This window comes from Acidobacteriota bacterium, from assembly GCA_016208495.1.
GTDB lineage: Bacteria > Acidobacteriota > Blastocatellia > Chloracidobacteriales > Chloracidobacteriaceae > JACQXX01.
Window position 1 is genome coordinate 1 of the sequence record JACQXX010000078.1, and the last position, 24,612, is coordinate 24,612.

The 24,612-nt window shown below is 51.1% G+C and carries 18 protein-coding genes and 1 tRNA gene; 13 read left to right on the top strand and 6 right to left on the bottom strand.

Features of this window, described 5'->3' with window-relative positions; genetic code table 11:
• The coding region (locus HY774_15240) for a proprotein convertase P-domain-containing protein (protein MBI4749840.1) at positions 1–1,165 on the top strand (1,165 nt) is incomplete at its 5' end.
• A 421-nt stretch (positions 1,166–1,586) separates the two neighbouring features.
• Here the strand turns inward: HY774_15240 and HY774_15245 are convergent.
• Positions 1,587–2,690 carry a VWA domain-containing protein gene (locus tag HY774_15245; protein ID MBI4749841.1) on the bottom strand — a complete coding sequence of 368 codons (1,104 nt, stop codon included), beginning with the start codon at positions 2,688–2,690 and terminating at the stop codon, positions 1,587–1,589.
• Between the two features lie 134 nt (positions 2,691–2,824).
• Positions 2,825–4,939, bottom strand: a complete 2,115-nt coding sequence (locus HY774_15250; protein ID MBI4749842.1) for an ankyrin repeat domain-containing protein — start codon at positions 4,937–4,939, stop codon at positions 2,825–2,827.
• A gap of 792 nt (positions 4,940–5,731) precedes the next feature.
• Here HY774_15250 and HY774_15255 point away from each other — a divergent pair.
• The 8 genes from HY774_15255 (at position 5,732) to HY774_15290 (ending at position 15,403) form a co-directional block, all read left to right on the top strand.
• Positions 5,732–6,382, top strand: a complete 651-nt coding sequence (locus HY774_15255) for a TetR/AcrR family transcriptional regulator (GenBank protein MBI4749843.1) — start codon at positions 5,732–5,734, stop codon at positions 6,380–6,382.
• 103 nt (positions 6,383–6,485) lie between these two features.
• The gene (locus HY774_15260; protein MBI4749844.1) at positions 6,486–8,327 is read left to right on the top strand and encodes a long-chain fatty acid--CoA ligase; all 1,842 of its coding nucleotides are present in this window, start codon (positions 6,486–6,488) and stop codon (positions 8,325–8,327) included.
• Positions 8,328–8,402: 75 nt separating this feature from the next.
• Positions 8,403–8,606, top strand: coding sequence for a type II toxin-antitoxin system HicB family antitoxin (locus tag HY774_15265; protein MBI4749845.1), 204 nt, complete (start codon positions 8,403–8,405; stop codon positions 8,604–8,606).
• Complete coding sequence (locus HY774_15270) at positions 8,603–8,767, top strand: type II toxin-antitoxin system HicA family toxin (GenBank protein ID MBI4749846.1); 165 nt, start codon at positions 8,603–8,605, stop codon at positions 8,765–8,767. The genes HY774_15265 and HY774_15270 overlap by 4 nt, the downstream gene beginning before the upstream one ends.
• A 70-nt stretch (positions 8,768–8,837) precedes the next feature.
• Positions 8,838–11,243, top strand: coding sequence for an enoyl-CoA hydratase/isomerase family protein (locus HY774_15275; GenBank protein ID MBI4749847.1), 2,406 nt, complete (start codon positions 8,838–8,840; stop codon positions 11,241–11,243).
• A 110-nt stretch (positions 11,244–11,353) separates the two neighbouring features.
• Positions 11,354–12,535 carry an acetyl-CoA C-acyltransferase gene (locus tag HY774_15280; GenBank protein ID MBI4749848.1) on the top strand — a complete coding sequence of 394 codons (1,182 nt, stop codon included), beginning with the start codon at positions 11,354–11,356 and terminating at the stop codon, positions 12,533–12,535.
• A gap of 336 nt (positions 12,536–12,871) precedes the next feature.
• Positions 12,872–13,426: a hypothetical protein gene (locus HY774_15285; protein MBI4749849.1), complete on the top strand. Its 555-nt coding sequence runs from the start codon at positions 12,872–12,874 to the stop codon at positions 13,424–13,426.
• A gap of 174 nt (positions 13,427–13,600) precedes the next feature.
• Positions 13,601–15,403 carry an acyl-CoA dehydrogenase family protein gene (locus tag HY774_15290; protein MBI4749850.1) on the top strand — a complete coding sequence of 601 codons (1,803 nt, stop codon included), beginning with the start codon at positions 13,601–13,603 and terminating at the stop codon, positions 15,401–15,403.
• A gap of 115 nt (positions 15,404–15,518) precedes the next feature.
• Here the strand turns inward: HY774_15290 and HY774_15295 are convergent, their stop codons facing one another.
• Positions 15,519–15,827 carry a hypothetical protein gene (locus tag HY774_15295; protein ID MBI4749851.1) on the bottom strand — a complete coding sequence of 103 codons (309 nt, stop codon included), beginning with the start codon at positions 15,825–15,827 and terminating at the stop codon, positions 15,519–15,521.
• A gap of 36 nt (positions 15,828–15,863) precedes the next feature.
• Positions 15,864–16,193: a hypothetical protein gene (locus HY774_15300; GenBank protein MBI4749852.1), complete on the bottom strand. Its 330-nt coding sequence runs from the start codon at positions 16,191–16,193 to the stop codon at positions 15,864–15,866.
• Positions 16,194–16,436: 243 nt separating this feature from the next.
• Between HY774_15300 and HY774_15305 the strand changes: the two genes are divergently transcribed.
• Complete coding sequence (locus HY774_15305) at positions 16,437–17,093, top strand: DUF1877 family protein (protein ID MBI4749853.1); 657 nt, start codon at positions 16,437–16,439, stop codon at positions 17,091–17,093.
• Between the two features lie 177 nt (positions 17,094–17,270).
• Here the strand turns inward: HY774_15305 and HY774_15310 are convergent, their stop codons facing one another.
• The gene (locus HY774_15310) at positions 17,271–18,665 is read right to left on the bottom strand and encodes a hypothetical protein (protein ID MBI4749854.1); all 1,395 of its coding nucleotides are present in this window, start codon (positions 18,663–18,665) and stop codon (positions 17,271–17,273) included.
• A gap of 174 nt (positions 18,666–18,839) precedes the next feature.
• Between HY774_15310 and uppP the strand changes: the two genes are divergently transcribed.
• Positions 18,840–19,706 carry an undecaprenyl-diphosphatase UppP gene (gene uppP / locus HY774_15315; GenBank protein ID MBI4749855.1) on the top strand — a complete coding sequence of 289 codons (867 nt, stop codon included), beginning with the start codon at positions 18,840–18,842 and terminating at the stop codon, positions 19,704–19,706.
• Between the two features lie 56 nt (positions 19,707–19,762).
• A tRNA-Ala gene (locus HY774_15320) sits at positions 19,763–19,835 on the top strand.
• A 117-nt stretch (positions 19,836–19,952) separates the two neighbouring features.
• On the opposite strand, the gene HY774_15325 is transcribed toward HY774_15320, so the two are convergent.
• A complete protein-coding gene (locus HY774_15325) occupies positions 19,953–20,753 on the bottom strand; it encodes a hypothetical protein (protein ID MBI4749856.1) in 801 nt (266 codons plus the stop codon).
• A 649-nt stretch (positions 20,754–21,402) separates the two neighbouring features.
• Between HY774_15325 and HY774_15330 the strand changes: the two genes are divergently transcribed.
• Positions 21,403–24,420 carry a TonB-dependent receptor gene (locus HY774_15330; protein MBI4749857.1) on the top strand — a complete coding sequence of 1,006 codons (3,018 nt, stop codon included), beginning with the start codon at positions 21,403–21,405 and terminating at the stop codon, positions 24,418–24,420.
• Positions 24,421–24,612: the final 192 nt, after the last annotated feature.

The window sequence follows — 24,612 nt, forward strand, 5'->3', positions numbered from 1 at the left end:
AACCGTGACCGTGACCCAGGCTGGAAACACCGGTTCACAAACCGTGACGGGCAGCAACACGAGCGCGATTGCGATTCCTGACAACAACACGACCGGCGTTACCCGCGTGATCAACATTGCCACCGCACTGACGATCCAAAGCGTCAGCGCCACGGTCAATATCACGCACCCATATCGTGGAGATGTCCAAATCGAACTCATCAGCCCGGCTGGAACGGTTGCAACCCTCAAGACAACCTCCAACGATAGTGGCGATAATATCAACGCCACCTACACCCCAACTTCGTTCAATGGTCAGAACTCAGCCGGAAACTGGACTCTGCGCGTCAAAGATCTGTTCGCTTCTGATATTGGAACACTCAATAGCTGGAGCATCTCCATCACGGGAACCACTGGCGGTGGCACCTGCACCTACTCAGTGTCTCCAACCAGCGTTTCAGCGACTGCCGCTGGCGGCGCGAGCAGTGTGAGCGTGACTGCCGGAACGGGATGTGCCTGGACCGCAACCAGCAATGCAAGCTGGATCACGACTTCAGCTTCAGGAAGCGGCAATGGCACGGCGTCTTTCACCGTCGCCGCCAACAGCGGAACGACCTCACGCACCGGAACACTCACCGTCGCCGGCCAAACCGTGACCGTGACCCAGGCTGGAAACAGCGGTTCACAAACCGTGACGGGCAGCAACACCAGTCCCATCGCGATTCCAGACAACAACACGACCGGCGTTACCCGCGTGATCAACATTGCCACCGCTCTGACGATCCAAAGCGTCAGCGTCAGCGTCAACATCACCCACACGTGGCGTGGCGATATCCAGATTGAACTGATCAGCCCGGCTGGAACGACAACCGTTCTCAAGGCGACCAGCTCTAGCGACAGCGCGGATAACATCGTGGCCACCTACACGCCAACGACGTTCACTGGCCAGAACTCAGCCGGAAACTGGACCTTACGCGTCAAGGATCTGGCTTCATCTGACACTGGAACGCTGAACAACTGGAGCATCTCCATCACTGGCACGACTTCCGGTGCCAAAGCCAGCAATGATCAGGCATCAGGAGTCAATCCTGCCCAGCCCTGGCGGCGTGAGGACAGCACCCCACTGTCCGTCAATCGGAAAGGGTATTCGTCACCTGCCATTCTTGGCTACAACGGCTCGAAGTAAGTCCACTTCAGTCTGGATCTCCTCATAAGGATTTTTCTGAAGGGTGGCCCACCAGCCACCCTTTTTTTGTGCCCACGTCAGGCAATCAAAAACCCCAGACTGGAAGATCATCCAGGCTGGGGTATTTTTATATCATTTAGAGTTCAGGGTATCAGGTTATACCATTTTGGAATGAATAGATCGTACTAGAAAATAGTCAAGTAATTCAATCAATTGAAGTTAGTGAACTACTGACCACCATCTACTGACTACAAACTGGTATTATAAGCGCCAGGATAAGAAACTCGCGCCCTTTCCGTTGGCATTGAACGACGCTTATGTCGGGCCTGGATCCCGTCCTGGCCGGAACCGTGGGCTTCGCACCACGGCTATTAAACGACCGACCCTCCGGGCCTGAAATCCTTATCCTGGCGCCTATGCCCTATTTTCCCCCATCCCCCGTGGCATAATACCCAAGCCGATGATGGGCCTGTAAATCAATGCGGTCTTTGACTTCGATTTTGATTGTGCGGAACGAATCATCACGTGTGGATGGCGTGTAGGACAGCACGTACTGTTGCCGCAAATCCTGTTCGATTTGTTCGAAGGCAGCGATGAACTCCCGGTCCTGACGCGGATAAAATGCCCGTCCGCCAGTTGCCGCGCAGAGCCGTTCCAGAACTTCGCGGTTGACATCTTTGGCGTTTTCTTCCGTCGGGCTGGTAATGCCAATCGCATAGATGCTCACGCTCGACCGCCAGGCCCGGTCAATTGCTTCGCGGAGTTGAACGCTCCCTTCCCCATCATACCCATCAGTCAGCAGCACAATCACCCGCCGTGAATTGGACGCCACTGGTTGCGACAACAAATCATCCACCGCGAGATAAATCGCCGCGTTGAGCGCTGTTCCCGCCGGCTGGTTATTGCCTGGATCAAACGGCATCACCTGTCCAATCGGGGTTGGCACGTGGTAATCCGCTTCGGCAATTCCCCGCCGGAGAACGTCAAGATCGTTGGTCAACGGCGCCGCCTGAACCACATCCTGCTGAAAAACCATCAAGGCCGCCTTGTCGTCCTTTAACCGCAACACCTGATTTAAAAACTGGAGCGCCGCGCGTTTGGCAATCGAAAGCCGGCTCCGCATGCTGCCGCTAAAATCCACCAGCAACGCCAGCGTCAGCGGGGTGTCAGAGATTCTCCCCAGTGAAGCAACTTCCTGTTCCTGGCCATTTTCAATCAGCCGTAAGTCTTCGACTTTCAATGTGTTGATATAGCGATTTTGCCGGTCAGTCACCGTAAACGGAACAACCACAAGCTGGGTATTGAGCCGCAGCAGCGTACCTTCGTCCGGGAGCGCGCCTTCGGTTCGCACCCGCAGGACGGTGTCTTCCTGACCAGGAATGACCTTCTTTTTGTCATCGGTTGGCTGCGGTTTGGCTGACGGGGAGGATTGGGACTGACTATGAGTTGGCGGTACAGGAACATACCAAATCAATGCCAGCAGCGAAAAAAAGAAAATCCATCGAAAAAATCGAGCATGCACCATAAAAACTATCTCTGGAAAAACCAACCAGGGTTGAAGGATAGGCTTGTATCACTTTAGGACATTGCCAGCAAGGCTATCCGTCAGGCTGGGTTGGAAATCAAACATCAGATTTCCAACCCGAACATGTAGCCGGCTCACTGATGAAAACCAGCACAGGGCGCAAACGTATCAGTTGGCTTCCAAAACTGGCTTTGATGTTCCCGGTACCAGGTCAACCACCGCCGGCGTGCGGTTTCCGGACCGCATAAAATGATTGTCTCGCCAGCAATGTAATATTCCATCTGGGGACCAAGGTAATAGGCTTCACAATGAGTGAGGTCATGCAAAGCTGATTGGAATGAGGTATTTGGAAGTCTGGAAAGAATTGACATCGAATTATTTTTCAGAACTTCTGTTTCAACCACAAATTGGTTGGCGATGAGTAAAGTCAATAAACTGGAATACACCTCCTTTAAATCATCTGGGAATTCCTGATGCACTGGACGACCAGGTAAATCGTACCGTTGGAGAGCTTTGACAAATGCCCAGGTATTGGGACCACCTCGCTGCAGATGCTCCATCAGGACAGGCACATCACTCATCCAGGGTGCCCGGGTAAGAAGTTCGAGAATCTCAACCTGGAGGTCTTGCCTTGATAAAAGATCAAGCAGGATTTTTCTCGCTTTCCGGCTTCGAAATGGCTCACACTCCGGAAGAGAAGGCTGAAGGTCCAATCCAATTAAATTGACGGTCAGAGCCGCCCCATAGATGGCGCGATTGGTCTGCGCTTGCTGGATAAACCTCAACAACGGGTCAAGCGCCATCTCGCCACGAGCAGCAATGTTCCCCATTGTTTGGTTATAAGGCAACTGCCAGGCTTTGTAGGTTTCACCAGCCTCCCAATTTCCATTCAGGGTATTGATCAAACTGATCAACTCACTGTCATCAAATGGATTTGTGGGATAGGTACCCGCATCTTTTGGAAGCCGAATATATGGCGGATGATGGACAGGCAGGTTAAAGGACCGGAGAAATTGAGCCACGCTCTGGTTATTGCGGCGGAGGGCCCGAGCAAGCGGAGTTTCATACTTATCTGCTCCTTCAAGATCTGTCCCCTGTGCAACCAGCAGTTTTGCAACTTCTACATCGCTGACCAGGTGTAATGGGGTTTCATGATTGTGAGCCACAGCCGCAACATTGGCCCCATTGGCAATCAACAATTTGGCGATTTCCGGCGCCGATTCAACCGCAGAAAATAACGGGGTGCGTCCATCTTTTTTGACAGCATTGACATTGGCGCCCTTCTCAATCAGCAACTGTGCCAGATGTGGATCTTGAACCAGGTGCAGTGGGGTTACACCACCGTTCTCGTTTGCATAAAGCCTGGCTGTTTCAAGCTCGGCACAGGCGTTGACGTCGGCACCATGCTCAATCAGGTAGCGAGCAATGTCGGGTGTGTTTTCAACCACAATGTGAAGCGGCGTTAAACCATTGACGGTCCGGGCGTTGATGTTTGCCCCATGGTGCACCAAAACATCAATCGTTTGAAAACAATCCGCGAGCAGAATTTGGCGTTGATGCGGCTCAACCTGAAGCATTGTGAGCAGTTGCAAGACCTCTTGATAATCGTGAACAACAACGTGCAGCGGGGTGAGTCCCTGATGGTTTCCAGTATTAACGGCTGCCCCCTGCTCAAGCAATGTCCGTACAATTTCCAATCGCTGATGACGTAATGAAGGATCGAAGGAAACAGTAACGGCTTCGTGCAATGGTGTTTGCCCGAAATCATTCTGGACATTGATATTCTGCCCCTGTCTGATCAATTCCGACACCATTTGTGGAAGACCAAACACTGCATTGTGAAGTGGCGTGTTGTGGGCGGTGTCTTCAATGTTTACTGGCTGGCTGTCGGCTTGAGCTTCGATGTCAGAGGAACCAGAATGCCTGATGACTCCAGTTTGATCGAGAAAAAAACAATCTGTTCCTGTTGGAAAAAACCTGTCCTGAACACTGGGTCGAGCCGTGAGGGTAAAACCGGCTTCGAGAGTTGAAATTTGGGCGTTGCGGCGCAGGCTGATGAGGTACCCATCCACCCAGATATAAGTGATTGGGTCAGGTGCGAACTCACGCCGGGTATAGGATCCGGCTTCGCTCAGGTTTGGTTCCGGAAACCAGACGTCTCTCAAATCATCCGAAAAACTGCCACAGCCGGCACCCTGCTGGTACATAAGCTGAGCCTTGTGCAGATACCGCAATTTCATCAAAATCACGGCGGTATTCCGCTCGGGCGAGAGGGACCACTGAATCCACTGATACAGCGGAGAACCAGAAACAGCCTGAAAAAAGATCAACCAGCTCCCAATTGTCACTATACCAGCCACAAACCAGACAAGCGGGCGATTCCAAAACTCATAGGACTGTATTCTGGCTCTTCCCTTCAAGAACAAATTGACGGTTCCTGAATTCAGCCAAACTTTTGAGCAACGGGTACAGGTATTTGTTTGGGGGTTAAAACAATCTGATTGGTGGCAGATATTACAGCGCACGGGATCAGATTCAGCACAAATCTTCAAACCATCCATAAGGTTTGATCCTCACAGAAAACAAAATAGGCGGGGCTTGAACTGTGCAGGGTTTGAACTGTGCGGAGATTAAGAAATTTGGAGAAAAGCAATACTTTTCGATTTGCTGCACTATAGCTGAGGGATCTGCAAAAGAAAACGCTTTCAACTGGATTCACAAAAGATGGGCGATGGAGACTGCCATCAATGTAATTCGTTGTCATCACAGAGTTTATGCTTCAGTGAATGCTCAATTTCGAAGGCATTTCAATTATGAGAAAAAGTTCAGCATTTCAGGAGAAATTTCGGGAGCAGGGTCTTGCGCAATGCGTCAATCTTCAGTAATATGAATGACGATTCATTCAGTCAAAAAAACAAGCACTCAAACCAAGAAAAAATTGCTTACTGTGTGTGTCAACCAGGCAGCGAACGGCTTCACACCTCCTTCCTCGAACCGACGCTTCCTCTCTCCCAAACCCTTCTTCCCCAAGATCTTTGCGCATGGCTATGGCCACATTGAACCGAACTGCTTTGCCTTCTTCCAGCCGTACGAACGGAAAACATCAAGCCATCTTACGGGCGGCCACCAAAGTATTTGCTCGCAACGGTTTTTTTAATTCAAAAGTGGCGGATGTGGCCCGTGAGGCCGGTGTGGCGGATGGAACGGTGTATCTGTACTTCAAAAACAAGGATGATTTGCTGCTCTCGATCATCAACGAAGCCCTCGAAATCGCCCACGAACGCCTGAGTCAGGAACTCCCACTTTTTTCCGATCCATTTGAAAAATTGCGCCGCATGGCCGAACTCCACCTGGAGTTTATGGGCAGTGACCGGGACTTAGCCGTGGTGTTCGAGGTTGAAATTCGCCAGTCAACCAAGTTTATGGAGCAGTTTTCAACCACCAAACTGAGCGCATACTTCAAACTCATCCGACAAATTATTGAAGAAGGCCAGCAAAGCGGGCATTTTCGCAACGATTTCAATGCGCAAATTGCCACCAAGATCTTTTTTGGCGCCCTTGATGAAATGGTCACCAACTGGATCTTGAGCCATAAAGCCTACAATTTGGCCGACTACGCCCGGCCAGTGGTCGAGTTACTCTTTCGTGGTTTTGCCAAGCCCAGCGAAGCCTCAGCAACCCAAACTGCCTGATTCTTGTTTTTCCGTGATTCCGCCGTGTCAGGACACCTGGTCCTGAATGATTCCGGATGTTCCAGACGATATTTTCCCATTCCACTCCAGAGGATTGTTGATCATGCAAGCAACGGCAGCCGCACCCACACCAAAAGCCGGCCAACCCCGGACCATTAATGAAATTTTTGCTCAGGCGATTCAAAATCACCGCAAAGACGATGCCTTTGCCTACAAACACAATGGCGAGTGGATCAAAGTCTCACATGATGTGTTTGTGAGCCAGGTCCGCGAAGCACGCGAGGGCTTTCTGAAACTTGGCATCAAACGCGGTGACCGACTTGGGCTTTTGTCAGAGAACCGACTCGAATGGACCATTACGGACCTCGCCATGCTCAGTTGTGGCGGGATTACCGTTCCGATCTATGCGACCCAAACCCCGCAGCAGGTAACCTATATCCTCAATGACTGCGAAGCTGAGGTGTTGTGCCTGTCCAATGCCAAGCAACTTGGCAAAGTCATGGGCGAACTGGCCAATCTGCCGCATATCCGCGCGATTGTCACTCTTGACCAGCTTCAGCGCCCAGCCGAACTCCCGGACCGCATTACCTTTTTGAGCTTTGAAAAACTCCGCCAGACTGGAAGCAGCACAGCAGCCAGCACCAGTGATTTTTTGAAGGAACTGGTCGCGGCGGCCAACCCGGACGACCTCGCCACGCTGATTTATACCTCAGGCACGACTGGCGAGCCCAAAGGCGTGATGCTCACACACTCCAACATTACTTCAAATGCGCTGGCTGGGGTTGAACGCATTGAGTGTACCGCCCAAGACATCGCACTTTCATACCTGCCGCTCTCCCATATTTATGAGCGGACGGTGATGTATGTCTTTATTTTTGCTGGGGTCAGCGTCTACTTCGCCGAAAGTGTTGATGCCATTGCCGCCAACCTGGCCGAAGTCAAGCCGACTGTCATGACCAGCGTGCCCCGGATCTTTGAGAAAATTCTGGCCAAAATCGAAACTGGAGTGAAGGAAGCCGGAGGGTTGAAGGCCAAAATGTATGCCTGGGCCATGAAAAACGGGAAAGAGTATGCCCGGATGGTCAATGACGGCAAACCGGTTCCCTTTTTCCTCAAATTCCAGCGCGATTTGGGGTACAGCCTGGTTCTGAGCAAAATTAAAAACCGAATTGCCCCACGGGTCCGCTTTTTCTCCTCCGGCGGCGCGGCGCTTTCTGAAGAAATCGCCTACAGTTTTGAAGCCATGGGCTTGCCGATTTTGCAAGGCTACGGCCTGACCGAAACGTCACCAGTAATTTGCGGAAATTCCCTGCAGGAAAATCGCTATGGCACGGTGGGCAAACCGATGCGCGGCGTTGATGTCAAGATTGCCGAAGATGGCGAAATCCTCGCCCGTGGCCCAAACATCATGCGCGGCTATTACAAACGCCCAGAGGCTACGGCTGAAGTCATGAAAGACGGCTGGTTTCACACCGGGGACATCGGCCATTTTGACGCCGATGGCTATTTGAAGATCACTGACCGCAAGAAAGACCTGTTCAAAACGTCAGGCGGCAAGTATGTTGCGCCGCAACCGATTGAAAACAAGCTCGTTGCATCACACAACATCCAGCAGGCAATTGTGATTGGAAACGAACGCAAATTCCCAGCCGTGATCATCGTGCCTGATTGGGACGTGATTATGGAACTCGTCAAAACCCACGGAATCAAATATAAAGAGCGAACGGAACTGCTCGACCATCCCAAGATCCTGGAGTACTTCCAGAAAGAAGTGGATCGCTTAACGCCGGATCTGGCGAGCTACGAAAAACCGAAAAAAGTTGTGCTTCTGGAACAGGAACTGACCATTGAAGGTGGCGAATTAACGCCGACCCTCAAGGTCAAGCGCCGCGTGGTGGATCTCAAATACAAAGACGTGATTGACAAGATTTACCAGGAGAAATAATACCGGTTCCAGCGAAGGGCTGAGCCTTCAAGCAAGCTGTCCGATTGACCAGAGAATTTGCTCTCAAAAATCGCTATGAAATTGAAAGTTGTCATCCATCAAGCGGAAGAAGGCGGATACTGGGCAGAAGTACCTTCAATCCCAGGATGTGCCACCCAAGGTGAAACATTCGAGGAATTGCTCAACAACCTGTACGAAGCTGTTGAAGGGTGTTTGGCAGTTGATGTGTCGCCATTTCTGACGGATGAGCGTGCCAGGGTCATGGAAATTGCAGTATGAAATCTGTCTCTGGCAAAGAATTTGCCAAAGTCCTTGAACGCCATGGATGGAGTCTGCTCCGAGTTCAGGGAAGTCATCATATCTATGGAAAAGCTGGACTCCCAGTCAGAATTTCAGTTCCAATTCATGGGAATCAGCCTTTGAAAACAGGACTTCTCTGAACCTTATTAAAAGCCGCTGGATTATCTGAATCCGACCTGTAATTTTATTTTTTTGCAAAGGAAGTTGTTCATGAACCGCAAGTTGGAAAAAGCAGCAGTACTAGGAGCCGGAGTTATGGGCGCACAAATTGCCGCTCATCTGGCGAATGCAGGTGTGAGTGTCACCCTGCTCGATATTGTGCCCCCCAGCTTACACCCGGCTGAAGAAGCCGCCGGGTTAACACTGGCCGACCCGAAAGTCCGCAATCGGTTTGCCGCTCAAGCAGTGGAAAACATGCACAAGATGAAGCTGGCACCGTTTTTCACTCGCGAACAGGCGGCGTTGATCCGCACAGGGAACTTTGAAGACCATCTCGAATGGTTGAAAGATGCCGACTGGATCATCGAAGCGATTGTCGAACGACTCGACCTCAAAAAAGCGCTCTATGAGCGCATTGAACCATTCCGCAAACCAGGCAGCCTGATTACCACCAATACCTCGGGGATCCCGATTGGATCGCTTTCGGTTGGACGGTCTGATGATTTCCGCACTAATTTTTTGGGAACGCACTTTTTTAATCCGCCACGCTATATGCATCTGGTGGAAATCATCACTACCCCGGATACCAACCCTGAAGCCGCCTGTTTTTCGGCTGGACTGTGCGACAAAGTCCTTGGCAAAGGGCTGGTCTATGCCAATGACACACCGAACTTTATTGCCAACCGCATCGGGATCTTCGGCATTCTGCAGACGATCAAGGTGATGGTCGAAGGTGGCTATTCGATCACCGAAGTTGACAAAATGAGTGGCCCGGCCATTGGGCGCCCCAAGAGCGCAACGTTCCGCACCGCCGATCTGGCTGGCCTCGACACCACCATGCTGGTTGCGGGGAACGTCTATGACAATGCCCCGCACGATGAATACCGGACGACCTTTGTTGTTCCGGATTTCTTCAAAGATATGGTTGCCCGTAAGTGGCTGGGCGATAAGACCGGACAGGGCTTTTATAAGAAAGTTCAGGGTGCTGGTGGAAGAGAGATTCTGGCGCTCGACTACCAGACGATGGAATATGTCCCACAGCCTAAAGTGAGCTTCCCATCGCTTGAAAATGCCAAAAATATCAGTGATTTGGGCGAACGGCTCCGCACGCTTGTCTATGGCAAGGACCGGGTCGGTGAATTCCTCTGGCCCGTCATCAGCGAAACATTGCTCTATACCGCCCGCCGGATTCCTGAAATTGCCAACGATCCCATCCAGGTGGATAAAGCCATGCGCTGGGGCTTTAACTGGGAAATGGGGCCGTTTGAAATGTGGGATGCCCTGGGCGTTGAAAAAACCGTCAAGAAGCTCCAGGCCGAGGGCCGCGAGATTCCACAACTGGTCCAGGATCTGCTCAACTCAGGTCGCAAGAGCTGGTATGAGTCAGAAAAAGGTGTCACCCGCGTGTTTATGCCGGCGGCCAAGGAACACGTCGAAGTTCCCGACCAGTCAGGCGTGATCGTGCTCAAGGCGCTCAAAGACCGCGAAAAAGTTATCAAGAAGAATTCCGGCGCGACGCTGGTTGACCTTGGCGATGGTGTGGCCTGTCTCGAATTCCACACCAAGATGAACACCATCGGCAGCGACACGGTTTCGATGATGCAACAGGCGGTCAAAGAAGTTGAAAAGAACTTTGAAGGACTCGTCATCAGCAACCAGGCCGACAATTTCTGTGCCGGTGCCAACCTGATGATGGTGATGCTGGCCGTGCAGGAAGGTGAATGGGATGAACTCAACCAGATGATTCGCGCCTTCCAAAACGCCAATATGAATCTGCGGTATTCCGCCAAACCAGTCGTCGTGGCGCCATTTGGCCTGACCCTCGGCGGCGGGTGCGAAATCACACTCCATGCCGACAAAGTGCGGGCGGCAGCGGAAACCTACATCGGGATGGTCGAAGTCGGTGTCGGATTGATCCCAGCCGGCGGCGGCACCAAGGAAATGCTCCTGCGGTCAGCCGACCGGATCAAAGGTTCAGACGCGGATTTGTTCCCTTACATCAAAGACGCGTTTACCAATATTGCCACCGCGAAGGTCGCCACCAACGCCGTTGATGCCCGAAAATTGGGGTATATCCGACCGGGTGACGGCATCAGCATGAATAAAGACCGACTGATTGCCGACGCCAAGGCCACCGTGCTTGGACTCGTCAAAGAAGGCTATCAACAACCGAAACAACGCACCGATATTCCAGCCCTCGGCGAATCAGCACTGGCGGCCTTGAAGCTTGGCGCGCATATGCTGTATCGCGGCGGGTTCGCCAGTGAGCACGACATCAAGATTGCGGGCAAAGTCGCCTATGTGTTGACCGGCGGCGACTTAAATCACCCAACAAAGGTGTCGGAGCAATACCTGCTGGATCTGGAACGCGAAGCTTTCCTGAGCCTGCTTGGCGAACGCAAGACGTTGGAGCGGATTCAATCTCTGCTCAAGACCGGAAAACCAGTCAGAAACTAGAATACGGGGGTCAGGGGTCAGGGGTCAGGGCTTCCGATCAACAGTTTTCTGTGGTCCTTTTTGTCCCTTGTGTCCCTTACGTCGTTTCCCTTCCCCAAAGAGGAGCTGTCATGAAAGAAGCTGTTATTGTATCCGCCGTTCGAACGGCGGTTGGAAAAGCACTCAAAGGCACACTCGCCTATACCCGCCCGGATGATTTTGGCGCAGTATGTTTGAAAGCCGCGATTGATCGCGCCCCCGGTCTGGATCCAAAAGAGATTGAAGACGTCATCATTGGTTGTGCCATGCCCGAAGCTGAGCAGGGAATGAACGTGGCCCGGATCGCGTCATTTCGCGCCGGGCTGCCAAACAGTGTCAGTGCGGTCACGGTCAACCGGTTTTGTTCCTCAGGATTACAGGCCATTGCCTATGCCGCGGAACGAGTCATGGTTGGAAGTTCAGAGGTCATTCTGGCTGGCGGAATCGAAAGCATGTCCTTGATTCCAATGGGCGGTCATAAAATCTCGCCCAACCCGTGGCTGGTTGACAACTACCCGGATGCCTACCTGTCAATGGGCCTGGTTGCCGAACGACTGGCCAAGAACTATGAAATTTCACGTGCCCAACAGGATGAGTTTTCATACCTCAGCCACCAGCGGGCCAGCGCGGCGATTGCGGCTGGAAAGTTCAAAGATGAAATTGTGCCGGTGACCGTCAAGCACACATCGCTCAACGCCAAAGGAAAAAAAGTCGTCACCGAAACCGTCTTCGACACCGATGAAGGTCCACGCGCCGACACCTCGGTTGCCGCACTGGCGAAACTCAAACCAGCATTCCATGCGGCAGGCAGCGTAACTGCGGGAAATTCCTCACAAATGAGTGACGGAGCCGCCGCCTGCATTGTAATGTCATCACAGAAGGCCAAAGCGCTGGGACTCAAACCCCTGGCACGCTTTGTGGCTTACGCCACAGCCGGTGTGCCACCTGAAGATATGGGCATCGGCCCAGTCTATGCGATTCCGAAAGCCCTCAAACTTGCCGGACTGACACTCGACGACATCAAAGTCATTGATTTGAACGAAGCCTTCGCCTCACAGGCGCTTTCAGTGATGAAAGAACTCAACCTTGATCCAGAGCGGGTCAATGTCAATGGCGGCGCGATTGCCCTTGGCCACCCGTTGGGCTGTACGGGGGCCAAACTTACCGCTTCGGTCATCAACGAAGTCAAACGGCGGGGCGGCGGGTATGGAATGGTCACCATGTGTGTCGGCGGCGGAATGGGTGCGGCAGGCATTTTCGAAGTCTTTGCGTGATTTGATCCCTGGTACCTGGTGCTTCGTTCCTGGTTCTTAGCTCTTCATTTGAAAACACCAGGCACCAGGTACCAGTCACCAACATTGTCCAGGGTCCACCAGTTTAGGGTTTGGGGTTTGATTTCAGATTCGAGGATGGTAGGGTGATAGTGAAGCAGAGAGCACGAAAACCATACGGTCTTCACTCAACGTTCCAATAATCCAAATCCCATAACCCTAAAGTTACTTGATTGAACTCATTTTCACGTGAAAGGTGACCGAACGATGATTGTCCCTTCCTTACGAAAACTGATTTTCGCATCTACCCTGACAGCCTTGTGTCTAAGCGCACACTGGATGTTTCCATCTTCGACGCCAGTGCAGGCTGGGGTCATAACTCGTCCCATCCGCCAGGACGATGCAGCCAAAGTACCCGACTATGTGAGTGATATGGGTGGAGTCAAATTTAAAAAACCCGCACCTGACTGGCAAGTATTCGACAGCGGTCCTGAGCTGGTGCAACGAATCGTATGCTTGCCTCCAGGTGATACCCTCAGCAATTTTTCTCCTCGCTTTGTGATTTTAATTTATCCAGCGACGGCGGTCATCGGGGGGATGGAATTTCGACGACAACAGGTCAACACGGTCACATCCGAAGCAAAAGTCAAATTAACTCAATTGAAATTTGAGAATTCATCAGTTGCTGGTAAAGAAGCCGTGCTTTACAGCTACGACCTCGAATTTCAGACACCAATTCACACAGTTGAATATGGTGTGGTCAATCAAGGGAATTTTTACGTCGTCCAGATTGCTGCCACAAGCAGCGAATGGGAAAAGCCTGAATTTACAACCATGATGGACAAAACGCTGAAAAGCGTGAGTTTCGTCAAAATTCCAACCTTGAAGAAGTAACCAGTTCCACTGTCTTCCCCTTCACCCAGGTTTGCTTCCGAAGTGATCTAGCGCGAGAGAGCGTCTTCGGGAGCAGTGGACACGGAAATTGAATGATGACTCATTCAGAACCGCCCTCGTTTTCATAATTTATTGAAGTACAACAAGAAAGGACGTTCACTTATGTCTGCTACCATGCCAGCCGCATCCAAGTCAGAGAAAACATTCGTCAAAGGCGGGAGTTTCCTTATCCAACCCACTGCTCCAGCCGATGTGTTCACCCCAGAAGATTTTACCGAAGAACAACTGATGATCGGCAAGACCACCAATGACTTCATTCAAAACGAAGTCATGCCCTTGCTCCCTCAGCTTGAAAAACAATCCCAAACCCAGAACTTTGACCTGACCGTGTCGCTGATCCGCAAAGCCGGGGAACTTGGCTTGCTGGCAGGTGACATTCCGGCCAAGTACGAAGGATTGGAACTTGACAAAGTGTGCTCCATGTTGATGGCCGAAGGCGTTGGCGTCTCCGGCGGCTTTTCTGTTTCCATTGGTGGCCACACTGGCATTGGCACCTGGCCGATTACCTTCTTTGGCACGCCAGAACAAAAAGCCAAGTACCTGCCCAAACTGGGCACTGGCGAACTGCTCGCCGCCTATGCCCTGTCTGAACCAGGCAGCGGCTCTGATGCCCTGGGTGCGCGCACCCGTGCCGTGCTGAGCGAAGATGGCAAACACTACATTTTGAACGGCAGCAAAATGTGGATCACCAACGCCGGGTTTGCCGATATCTTTATCGTCTTCTGCAAAATTGACGGCGACAAGTTTTCGTGCTTTATCGTCCCGCGTGACTCCGAAGGACTTTCAACTGGGAAAGAAGAAGACAAGATGGGGATTCACAGCTCATCAACCCGGTTGTTGATTTTGGAGAACGTCAAAGTGCCAGTCGAGAATCTCTTAGGCCAAATTGGCAAAGGGCACTTCATCGCATTTAACTGCCTCAATATGGGCCGGTTTAAACTGGGAGCAAGCTGCTGTGGCGCGTCCAAAGCCATCATCAAGCATTCGGTCAAATACAGCTCCGAACGCCATCAATTTGGCAAACCGATTGCCTCGTTTGGTGCGATTAAACACAAACTGTCGGAAATGCTGGTCCAGACATTTGCCACCGAATCCATGGCCTATCGGGCAGCCGGGTTGATTGACCAGCGCCTGACTGGCGTGGATGCCGATGATGTTCAAGAAATCATGGATGGCATCGAAGAATACGCCATTGAATGCTCGATTATGAAAGTCTATGGCTCGGAGGCGATGGACTTCTGTGCTGACGAAGCCGTGCAGATTTTTGGCGGCTACGGGTTCTCAGAAGAATACCCGGTGGCACGCTTCTATCGTGATTCCCGTATCAATCGGATTTTCGAAGGCACCAATGAAATCAACCGGTTGCTGATTCCAGGGATGCTGCTCAAGAAAGCCATGAAGGGCGAACTCCCCTTGATGCAGGCCGTCAAGAAAATCATGGAAGAAGTGATGTCGCTGCCTTCATTTGGGGAAGACGAAGAAGAAACCCTGTTCAGTCTCGAAAACAAGCTGGTTGAAAATGCCAAGAAAGCCGGCCTCTTTGTCGCTGGTGTGGCTGTCCAAAAGTACATGCAGAAGCTCAACGACCAGCAGGAAATCCTGATGGCCATCAGCGATATCACGATGGACATTTATGCGATGGAAAGCATGTTGTTGCGGACGCTCAAGCAGGTCAGCCGGATCGGCGAAGCCAAATCACGCGATATGATTGATGCCACCCGCATCTATATCAACGACGCGATTGGCCGCATCGAGCAAAATGCCCGCCGTGTACTGCCAAGCCTCGCGGAAGGCGATGACCTGCGGATGTACCTGTCGGTGCTCAAACGCTACACCAAGTACACCCCAATCAACACAATCAGCCTGCGTCAGCGCCTGGCCGACCGTGCCCTCGAAACAGGTGGATACATGATCTAGGGTTGCGGGAGTTGTCTCCCCCTGAAATCTGCCTGAACGATACATAAAAATGCCCGGTGGTATTGAGAATATCAGTACCACCGGGCATTTTTTATTCGATCAAATCAAAGAAGCCTTATTCTTTGGTGTCATTCTTTTGTGCCAGTTTCAGAGCTTTATCCGCTTTGGCATCAACCTGATAAAATAAATCTTTTAAATCCTGGACCATTTCACGGACCATCCGCCGGTCAGCTTCGGCATTGTCCGAAAAGTGTTGAAACATCGCCTTCATGAGTTGGCGGTCCAGTTCAGCCTGAACTTTCATTTCCGCCACATCAGCCGTTAAGGCAGCCTGCGATTCTTTCAACAAGTCAATATCAACGCTGAATTTAGCCTGTTGATTGACAATAAATTCCATCGTGCGTTCCATCTCTTCAAAGGTCATTCTTGATTTCTCCATGTTGATCTTCAGCAGGTCATTTTATTCTTCGGCGTCATTCTTGTGTGCCAGTCTCAGGGCTTTATCTGCTTTCACATCAACCTGATAAAACAGACCTTTTAAATCCTGGACCATTTCACGGACCATCCGTCGGTCAGCTTCGGCATTATCCGAAAAGTGTTTAAACATCTCTTTCATGAGCTGGCGGTCCAGTTCAGCCTGAACTTTCATTTCAGCTACATCAACCGTCAGGTTGGCCACGTCTGCGGTCAGTTTGGATTGATTCTCAGTGAGCTGGTCAACTTTGGCTGTTAGTGTTGCCTGTGAATCAAGCAAGAAATTGATTGATCGTTCGATTTGGTCGTTCGTCATTTTGATTTCTCCGCAAACCTTCATTTCAAGCAATTCTCGAAATCAGTCTTTCACATACAATACCCACTGCTCATTTTCACGGCAACCAATTTACCGCGATCATGGTTTTGCCTGATTGACTTCTGCCCGATACCTGTTCTTCATAATTCCACTGAAAATGGGCTTGCCATGCTGGTCTTTTTCCGCTAATCCTATTCGCCCTGCCCTTCACAACTCATTATTCAATATTTCTGGAAAAAACGAATGGGAATTGAGTGTTACCTGCGGCATATCACGCCGCACTGGTTGGAACAACTGACGTCTGACCCCAAGCTGGGGCTTCAATTTGTAACGGCCATCACACCGTTTGTGGCTGAAGATCAATGGAAATCAATGGGGATTGACACCAATGACCCCCAGCAGATTATGGACCACCTCTCAATGTCCGGCCCGGTTTCAGCACCACTCAAACACCACCTGTATGAGAAACAGGCGGTCAAAGCCTACTTAAAACAAACATTTAGAGATGAGTTGCTGCGGGGGAAATTGCTCGATACCCACAATGCCTGGGATGTGATTCACGCGATTTTGTCGGGCACGACCGAACTCACTGGAACGACTCTGGATAAGGTCATTAAGTCGGGCACGAAAATCGGAAATGATGATAATTTTAACTACGGCGCGCCGCATTTCTTGACACCGGCTGAAGTCAAAGCCGTGTACGACGCCATCAGCCCCATCACCAAAACTGAGTTTCGAAGACGGTTCGATGCGCTCTCTGCCGATGAAGCCGAACTCGTCTATGGGTTTGATCAAGACGAGACTGGATTTCAACAAACCTGGAATGTCTTTCGAAAAGTAGTGGACCATTACCGCGAAGCGGCTGAGGAAGGGCTGGCCATGCTCGTTTTCTTTGGCTAACCCCTTCAAATGACAATGACACAATGACAGGGTGACAAGGTGACAAAATGACAAGGTGACAGAGTGATTCGGGTCATTCCAGTCACCTGGTCATTGATCACCTGGTCACCTGGTCACCTGGTCACCCTGTCACCCTGTCACCTTGTCACCCTGTCACCGTGTCATCAGGTCACCTTGTCACCTTGTCACTTTGTCGCCTGAGACAATTCCTTCATTCTGAATTGCGGTATAGGTATCCGTGGGGAGTAATCCAAGCCATGGATCGGAGCTTGGCGTCAGAAAGAGCTCGGCATAAACCCGTTCATTGAGTTCATCCACGTTTTTCCCTCCACCAGCCTGCAGCCAGTCATAAATCTTGGTGTGAAACAGGTATTCGTTGCGGACGGTGTCAAGTGCCACTAATCGTTCAAAGTTTTGAACCATCCGGTCAAAGCGCGCTACGGCAGTGCCGCTTTGGTCTGGGGCATCGGCAATCCCGCATGTTCCGCTGCCTTGCCGGCGGATGAAATGCAGGCTTCGTTCATCAAGTTTGGCATCGGCAAAGTGCAAGCTGGCCAGAGCCTGCCAGGTGTTTTGATCAGTTGCGGCTTCAAGTTCGGCAATATCGGTGATAAAAAAGTTTTTCAGGAGATTGATTTCAACTGCCCGTTTGGTAACCGCCACTGGCGCGGCGTCACGGGCAGTTGGCACTTTGGCGAGAGTTGGAGTTGGGGTTGGGGAGGTCGTTCTCCGGCCCAGATTGGCGGTGAGAACGTCAGGTTTCATCAGGGCCAGTTCTTGATTCCATTTGGTGAGAATTCGTTTTGACTGACGTGAGTAATATTCATTGAGCAGGGCAGCGCGTTGTTCCAGGCTGATTGCCGGGTCAGAAGCCAGCAAGGCAGCAACATGGGCTGGTTTCAATCCCCGAAGAAACGTTTGCGGACCGTACAATCCCGGCAGCGCATCAACCACACGTCCTTCAGAATCAAGCACATAGTGGATGCTGTTTCCGGTAATTGTCCGCTCCATTTTGCGACCATCGCCGAAATCTATCGTGACTTTCGGCACGGGACGAACTGACTTCCAGTGGAGGACAAATCGCTGGCGCAAAAATTCGGACACGTCAGCATTGGCATACAGAATCGTGCGAAAAAACCGGCTATTGGCACAACTCAATTCTTCGTCCAGATTGCCAAGCAGCCGAAGCGACAAAATTGGCTTGCCGCTGGCTCTGGCGGCAGCTTTTGCGGCTTCAAAATCGGTATACCAGTATAACTGTGAGGTGTAACAGTTGCGTTGTTTGCCAACCGCGTCCAGCGCCTGGCTGATTCGTTCCCAGGCCGGAGTTGATGGAGCATCAGTCATCAGTAAATGGCGATTGATCTCGGCCCGATGGGCATCAATGAGAGCATCAAGCCCTGCAGGTCCAGCTTCTCGCAAGGCAGCAATTGCCGTATTTGCTTCAGATTGATTTTCTGAAATTGCCTGATGAGCAAGTATTTCCAGCCGTTCAGTTGCACAAGCAGCGGTGGTGCCCACACCAACAAAGAAAAGGATAAACAGTCCAAAGCACAGGACCCGAAAATTCATAGATTTTTTTCTCCGAAGGAATTTGGCGAAGCAATGAGGGACAGGCTGGAAACTTCGCGTTGTGATGCAGACTCACACGCGGCTTTGCCAAAAAGTTCGTGAAAATTTTCCCTTCTGGTCAGGACTGTACTATGATCGCGCCTTTTATTCTGGAAAGTGAATAATGAACCCTCCATGTCTCTTTTTGAAGCCATTCTCCTTGGGATCATCCAGGGCCTGACGGAATTTCTCCCCATCAGCAGTACTGCCCATCTGGTGATTGCGATCAAACTGTTGCATCTTGATACCAGATTTTCTCCCGAACAACTGACAGCGTTTGAAGCTGTGATCCAGCTTGGCACACTGGCTGCGGTTTTGATCTATTTCGCCAAAGACCTGAAAACCATCACGGCGGCTTTTTTCATTGACCACCTGACCTACTTTCAGGGAAAACGTGAATCGGGGCAACCCGCGCTTGGTCCATCAGCCTGGCTCGGCTGGTACATCGCAATTGGAACCATGCCGATTGTGGTGATTGGGCTCTCGTTTAAAAAACAGATTGAAGGCACACTCACTAAAAACCTGTATGTGATCGCCGGTGCGATGGTCGGGCTGGCGATCATCCTGGCAATTGCGGAGATGGTTGGAAAGCGCCAGCGGTCAGTGGAACACCTCACCTGGATTGATGCTGTCCTGATTGGATTGGCCCAGGCTTGTGCGTTGATTCCTGGCGCGTCACGGTCTGGAACCACGATTACGGCCAGTCTTTTCCTGGGGCTCAATCGAGAGTCGGCGGCCCGATTCTCGTTTCTGCTTTCGATTCCAGCCGTTCTGGCCGCTGGGCTGCTTCAGTTCGTCAAAGAATATAAATACCTGGATCGCGACACCCTGATTGCGGTGGCGGTTTCAACGCTTGTCTCCGGGATCAGCGGCTATGCGGCAATTGCCTTTTTGATTCGATATTTGAAAACCCATACCACGATTGTCTTTATTGCCTATCGGATTTTGGTCGGAGCTGGAATTTTCTTACTCCTGGCACTGAAAATAATTCCGCCAATTTAGATTTGACAAGCGCAGGGTCGGTGCCTATCATAGCTTGCTTTCCACAATGATCTTTTGGGGCAGTAGCTCAGTTGGCAGAGCGCCGCGTTCGCAATGCGGAGGTCAGGGGTTCGACCCCCCTCTGCTCCATTCAAAGCAAAAAATAAAAAACCAGCTCATGTGAGCTGGTTTTTTATTTTCCCATTTTTTAACGCTCAACCCATTTTCTTCAGCCCCAAGCTTGCCAGCCTTCAGCCCCTTGCTTTTTTAAGGTACCGGCATCAACGCATAGCCGCTTCCGCCCTTGCTGAGTTGAAACTGGTGCGAGATGTTTTGCTGGGGCAGGATATCAAGCACATAGGACGCATCTTTCTTTAAGGTTGAGAATTCCCACCCTTTGCGATTCAAAATCACCAGACATCCATTGACCTGCACATCAAAGTCGCTGACTGATCCATCAAACCGAACCTGAGCCACCGGTAAATCCTGAAATTCAGCCCGTTGTTCAGCCGTGACCGTCACCTGGGGATAAGTCTTTCGAATATTTTTCATTAAGTCAGCCAGAGGCTGGAGTTTGCCTTTGTAGACCGTAAACATGACCGCTTTGGCCTCAGCCCCACTTCCTTGCTCCAGCGATACACAAATTGCGGTATTGATACTGGCGAGCATCACTTCATTTCCACCCGACGACCCACCCATCGGCATTGAAGACAACATCGAGGTGGTTGAGTTTCGCTCAACCGTGTAGATATACCCCAGTTTGACTCGATTGAGGGTCTTGTCAATTGTGGCCAGAACCCGATTACTGTCTTTCTGCAACACCAGATCAACCGCTCCATCAGCCCGGTAATTGAGTGAAATTTTGTTTTCTTTGAGGAACTGACCGATTCCAGGTTGACGATCAAGGGAGCAGGGAAAAGCCGTGGGCAGGCCGTCTTTATAGAGCAGTTTCGTTGCTTCCTCACTTACCTTCTTGAGATCTTGTGCCCAAACAGGAGTGGCCCAAACACCGCAGAAAAGAACCACAAAACACAACGCGACACGGGAAACAAAGCGGAGACCTGGCATAGATCAACCTCCTTCGGCGAAATCCATAACGGCAGGATATGGTGTGAATGTGTGAGGGGTTGGTGCGATTAGAATTGAATCAATCGTGAGGGAATCGTGGGTTGACCACGGACGACATTATTGCCTGTTTGCTATCAGGTTGTCTAGTCAACAACTTCAAAAATCTGGAGAAAAACTGAAAAAACCTAACTGTGTCATTTATATACAGGCTTGCGTTTCGCCAGAAGGGAACTATAATTATCCCGATCCACACACCTTTTAACCACGTTCCAGGGTTACTCCAGAAATCAGCTTTAAATCAATTCCAACGTCCAACTGGAGGGCCTCAGCTTCACCACGTTGCCGAAGTTGCATAAAGTTCAAGCCAAATTTACACCTGTTTGGTAACTACACGCTCTTTTTCGCGACGCAAGCTGAGCTTCTTTCCAGTCAACATCTTCTTCAACGTGCGCGGTGGGCGCCTCACTTCTACCCACAGTTCACAACCAGGTTGGCCGAAAAGAAGCACTGGACTGCGTCGAGTTTACCCGCGGTTGTACCGGTTCATTTGGTCTGGGCGTTTTGACCGGGCAATCATTAGCGGAATTTATTAAAAGGGCCTTATCAATCAATTAAAGGCCCACATCCAACCCAGGAAGGGACTCTCTGTATGAGTAACTGGAAAGGGAACTTACTCCATTTCATCGCTGCTGCGTTTTTGATTACGTTGGCAGCAGTCGCTCCAACGTTGGCGCAGGCACGTGCCACCGGTGGGGCAATCGAAGGAACCGTGACGGATCCAACCGGCGCCGTGGTGGCCGGGGCCACCGTCACGGTCAAGAACATTCAAAACGGTTTGGAGCGTGAAGTTACAACCGCCGAAGATGGGGTGTACCGGATCCCGGCACTTGATGTCGGAACCTATGATATCTCGATCAAAGTGGAGGGCTTTGCACCTCAAACCGTCCGCACTGAATTGTTGATTGGAAGAACTTCCGTGGTCAACTTTTCACTGACGGTTGGTTCATCAGGTGGGGAAATCATCAATGTCACCGCCGACGCGGCATCAATTGTTGAAACCACCCGCACCCAGCAATCAGCCAACGTCAATGATCGAGCTATCCGCGAACTGCCGGTCAATGGTCGTAACTTTCTGGAATTCGTACGCTTAACACCAGGTGTGAACACCGACCCACGTGGCGGTGACATTTCCTTTGGGGGGTTACGCGGAACGGCCAACAGTCTGCTCATTGATGGGGCTGACAACAACAACACCTTCTTTGGACAGACGATTGGACGCACCGGGTCTGGGCGTGGTCCCTACCAGTTCAGCCAGAGCTCGGTCCGTGAATTTCAGGTCAACACTAACTCCTTCTCGGCTGAATTTGGTCGCGCGGGCGGAGCGGTGATCAATGTGGTGACCAAGTCCGGCACCAATGAATTTCACGGTGATGCCAATATCTACTTTCGTGACCGCTCGCTCAATGCTGAGGAATCAATTGCCAAAGCCAACCGCCGCCCCAAACCACGCAACCGGATTTATCAATTCGGTGGCACGCTGGGCGGGCCAATTGCGAAAGATCGGGCATTTTTCTTCTTCAACTATGATGGACAACGCAACACCGAACCACAACCGGTGATTCTTGGGGTGGCGCCACCGTCCGACCCGGTCTCTCAGGCAGTTGCCAACCAGTTGCGAGCCTTCACGGGCAACTATGACCGCAAATTTGACCAGGATGTGTTCATCGGAAAAGTTGACTGGCGGATCAATGACAAGAACCAGTATTCGGTTCGATACAACCGTCAGAACTTCACGGGGACCAACCTGGAAAATTCAGGTCCACAAAGCGCGCTTGAACACACCGGAAATTCACTGGTGACCACCGATACGTTAACCAATCAGTTGACCACCATCGTGAAGCCGAATCTGATTAATGAATTGCGAGTGCTCTTCTCTCGCGATAAAGAACCTGGTGCGTCCAACAGCACCAACCCGGAAGCTGACATTCGCCAGGGTGGTATTCCAATTCTGGCGATTGGGCGCAACAACTTCAGTCCGCGTGAAACGACTGAAAAGCGGTTTCAGGTTATTGACACCATGTCATATCTGCGTGGTGCCCATAATATGAAATTTGGTGTGGATGTCGTCGTCAACCGAATCTTCAACTTCTTCCCCGGTTTGTTTAGCGGGGTGTATAGCTTCACCAGCTATGCCGATTTCGCTGACGGTAAACCCGGTGGCGGATATCGCCAGGCATTTGCCGGTGAAGGTACCGATGGCCCAATTTCACGGCCAAACAGCAATGAATTTGCCGCTTTTTTCCAGGATGACTGGTCAGTGACCCCACGGTTGAAGTTTTACCTGGGCGTTCGGTATGACGTTCAGCGCAAATCGGAACCGCCCATTGCCAACTCAGACCCTCAACTCGCGGCATTTAATATTTCAACCAAGGGCATCAACCAGGATACCAATAACTTTGCCCCACGTCTCGGCTTTGCCTGGCAACCCTTTGATGATGGTGGCAAAACGGTTATCCGTGGCGGGTATGGCATTTTTTATGGTCGCACGCCGTCAATTATGCTGGGAACAGCCCACACCCAAAATGGAATCAGCGTCCGGACATTGAGCTTTAGTGGTGATAATGTGCCGTCCTACCCAGGGAATTTTACGACACCGCCAACGACAGGCGTGCCGGCAACACCATCGCTGTATTTCTTTGCCAAAGATTATGTTGACCCAATGATTCACCAGGGAAGTTTTGGCATTGAACGTGAATTGACCAAAGACCTGTCACTGTCAGTGTCATGGTTGATGGTGCGCGGCGTGCGTCAATCCCGAAGCCGTGATATCAACTTCAGCGCCCCGGTATCACAACTGGTCAACGTCCGAACCAGTACTGCAATCAATTTTGCCAACGGTCAGCCGTTGGGAACCTTGACCGGAACACTGTTTATTCCACGCTATGGAGCTCGCCCAGCCACCCGGTTTGATCGCCTGACGCAGTTTGAAAGCACTGGCGATTCGATCTATCACGGGCTGGTGGTCGCGCTCAACAAACGCTTTAGCCAGAACTTCCAGGGATTGATTTCCTACACCTGGTCACACGCAATTGATAACAAACCGGACCAGACTTCAGTTGTGGTTGGGGTGGATGATTTCAAAAATCAGGAAGATCCGCTCAATACTGCGGCTGAACGTGGCGATGGGGAGTCAGACACCCGTCATCGGTTTGTGTTGAGCTACTCGTGGGATCTGGCCTATGCCCGCAACTTGAGCAACCCGGTTGCCAAAGCAATTCTCGATGGATGGTCATTGAGCGGAATCCTGACGGCAACTTCAGGCCGCCCATATTCAGCCACCGTCGGAGGTGATTTGAATGGCGACCGCAACGCCCGTACTGACCGGGCCCCAGGGTTTAGCCGCAATACGTTTACAACCGATAACTTTGTGAATGTTGATATGCGTCTGACTCGAACCATCAACCTGACGGAAAAGTATCGCCTCCAGTTCTTTGCTGAAGGCTTTAACTTGTTCAATCGATTTAACGTCGGTACCGTCAACACCAACCGGCTGCTGTTTGCCGTGATTCAAGGCACGCCAACCGTGGCGCCAAACAGCACTTTTGGTCAACCACTCACCAGCCTCGGCGCTCGCCAGTTCCAACTGGCCGCCCGGTTTGTGTTTTAAAGACAAGTTCGTAGTCAGTAGTCAGTAGTCAGTAGTTCACGAAGCTGTTTTTTCGAATTACGAAGCTACCTTAAAAAATACAGCCTGCTGATTTCAAATTTGGATGACTCTCAAAGCAAAATGCCAGCTATCCATGAAAAAGGAAGCTGGCATTTTGTTTTTCCCAGTGAGTGGTCATGAAAAAACCTAGCC

Excerpts from the sequence above, each read along its gene's own strand:
- HY774_15245 (MBI4749841.1), bottom strand. The coding sequence starts at position 2,690 with ATGGTGCATGCTCGATTTTTTCGATGGATTTTCTTTTTTTCGCTGCTG.
- HY774_15255 (MBI4749843.1), top strand. The coding sequence starts at position 5,732 with ATGGCTATGGCCACATTGAACCGAACTGCTTTGCCTTCTTCCAGCCGT.
- HY774_15260 (MBI4749844.1), top strand. The coding sequence starts at position 6,486 with ATGCAAGCAACGGCAGCCGCACCCACACCAAAAGCCGGCCAACCCCGG.
- HY774_15265 (MBI4749845.1), top strand. The coding sequence starts at position 8,403 with ATGAAATTGAAAGTTGTCATCCATCAAGCGGAAGAAGGCGGATACTGG.
- HY774_15270 (MBI4749846.1), top strand. The coding sequence starts at position 8,603 with ATGAAATCTGTCTCTGGCAAAGAATTTGCCAAAGTCCTTGAACGCCAT.
- HY774_15275 (MBI4749847.1), top strand. The coding sequence starts at position 8,838 with ATGAACCGCAAGTTGGAAAAAGCAGCAGTACTAGGAGCCGGAGTTATG.
- HY774_15280 (MBI4749848.1), top strand. The coding sequence starts at position 11,354 with ATGAAAGAAGCTGTTATTGTATCCGCCGTTCGAACGGCGGTTGGAAAA.
- HY774_15285 (MBI4749849.1), top strand. The coding sequence starts at position 12,872 with ATGTTTCCATCTTCGACGCCAGTGCAGGCTGGGGTCATAACTCGTCCC.
- HY774_15290 (MBI4749850.1), top strand. The coding sequence starts at position 13,601 with ATGCCAGCCGCATCCAAGTCAGAGAAAACATTCGTCAAAGGCGGGAGT.
- HY774_15295 (MBI4749851.1), bottom strand. The coding sequence starts at position 15,827 with ATGACCTTTGAAGAGATGGAACGCACGATGGAATTTATTGTCAATCAA.
- HY774_15300 (MBI4749852.1), bottom strand. The coding sequence starts at position 16,193 with ATGACGAACGACCAAATCGAACGATCAATCAATTTCTTGCTTGATTCA.
- HY774_15305 (MBI4749853.1), top strand. The coding sequence starts at position 16,437 with ATGGGAATTGAGTGTTACCTGCGGCATATCACGCCGCACTGGTTGGAA.
- HY774_15310 (MBI4749854.1), bottom strand. The coding sequence starts at position 18,665 with ATGAATTTTCGGGTCCTGTGCTTTGGACTGTTTATCCTTTTCTTTGTT.
- uppP (MBI4749855.1), top strand. The coding sequence starts at position 18,840 with ATGTCTCTTTTTGAAGCCATTCTCCTTGGGATCATCCAGGGCCTGACG.
- HY774_15325 (MBI4749856.1), bottom strand. The coding sequence starts at position 20,753 with ATGCCAGGTCTCCGCTTTGTTTCCCGTGTCGCGTTGTGTTTTGTGGTT.
- HY774_15330 (MBI4749857.1), top strand. The coding sequence starts at position 21,403 with ATGAGTAACTGGAAAGGGAACTTACTCCATTTCATCGCTGCTGCGTTT.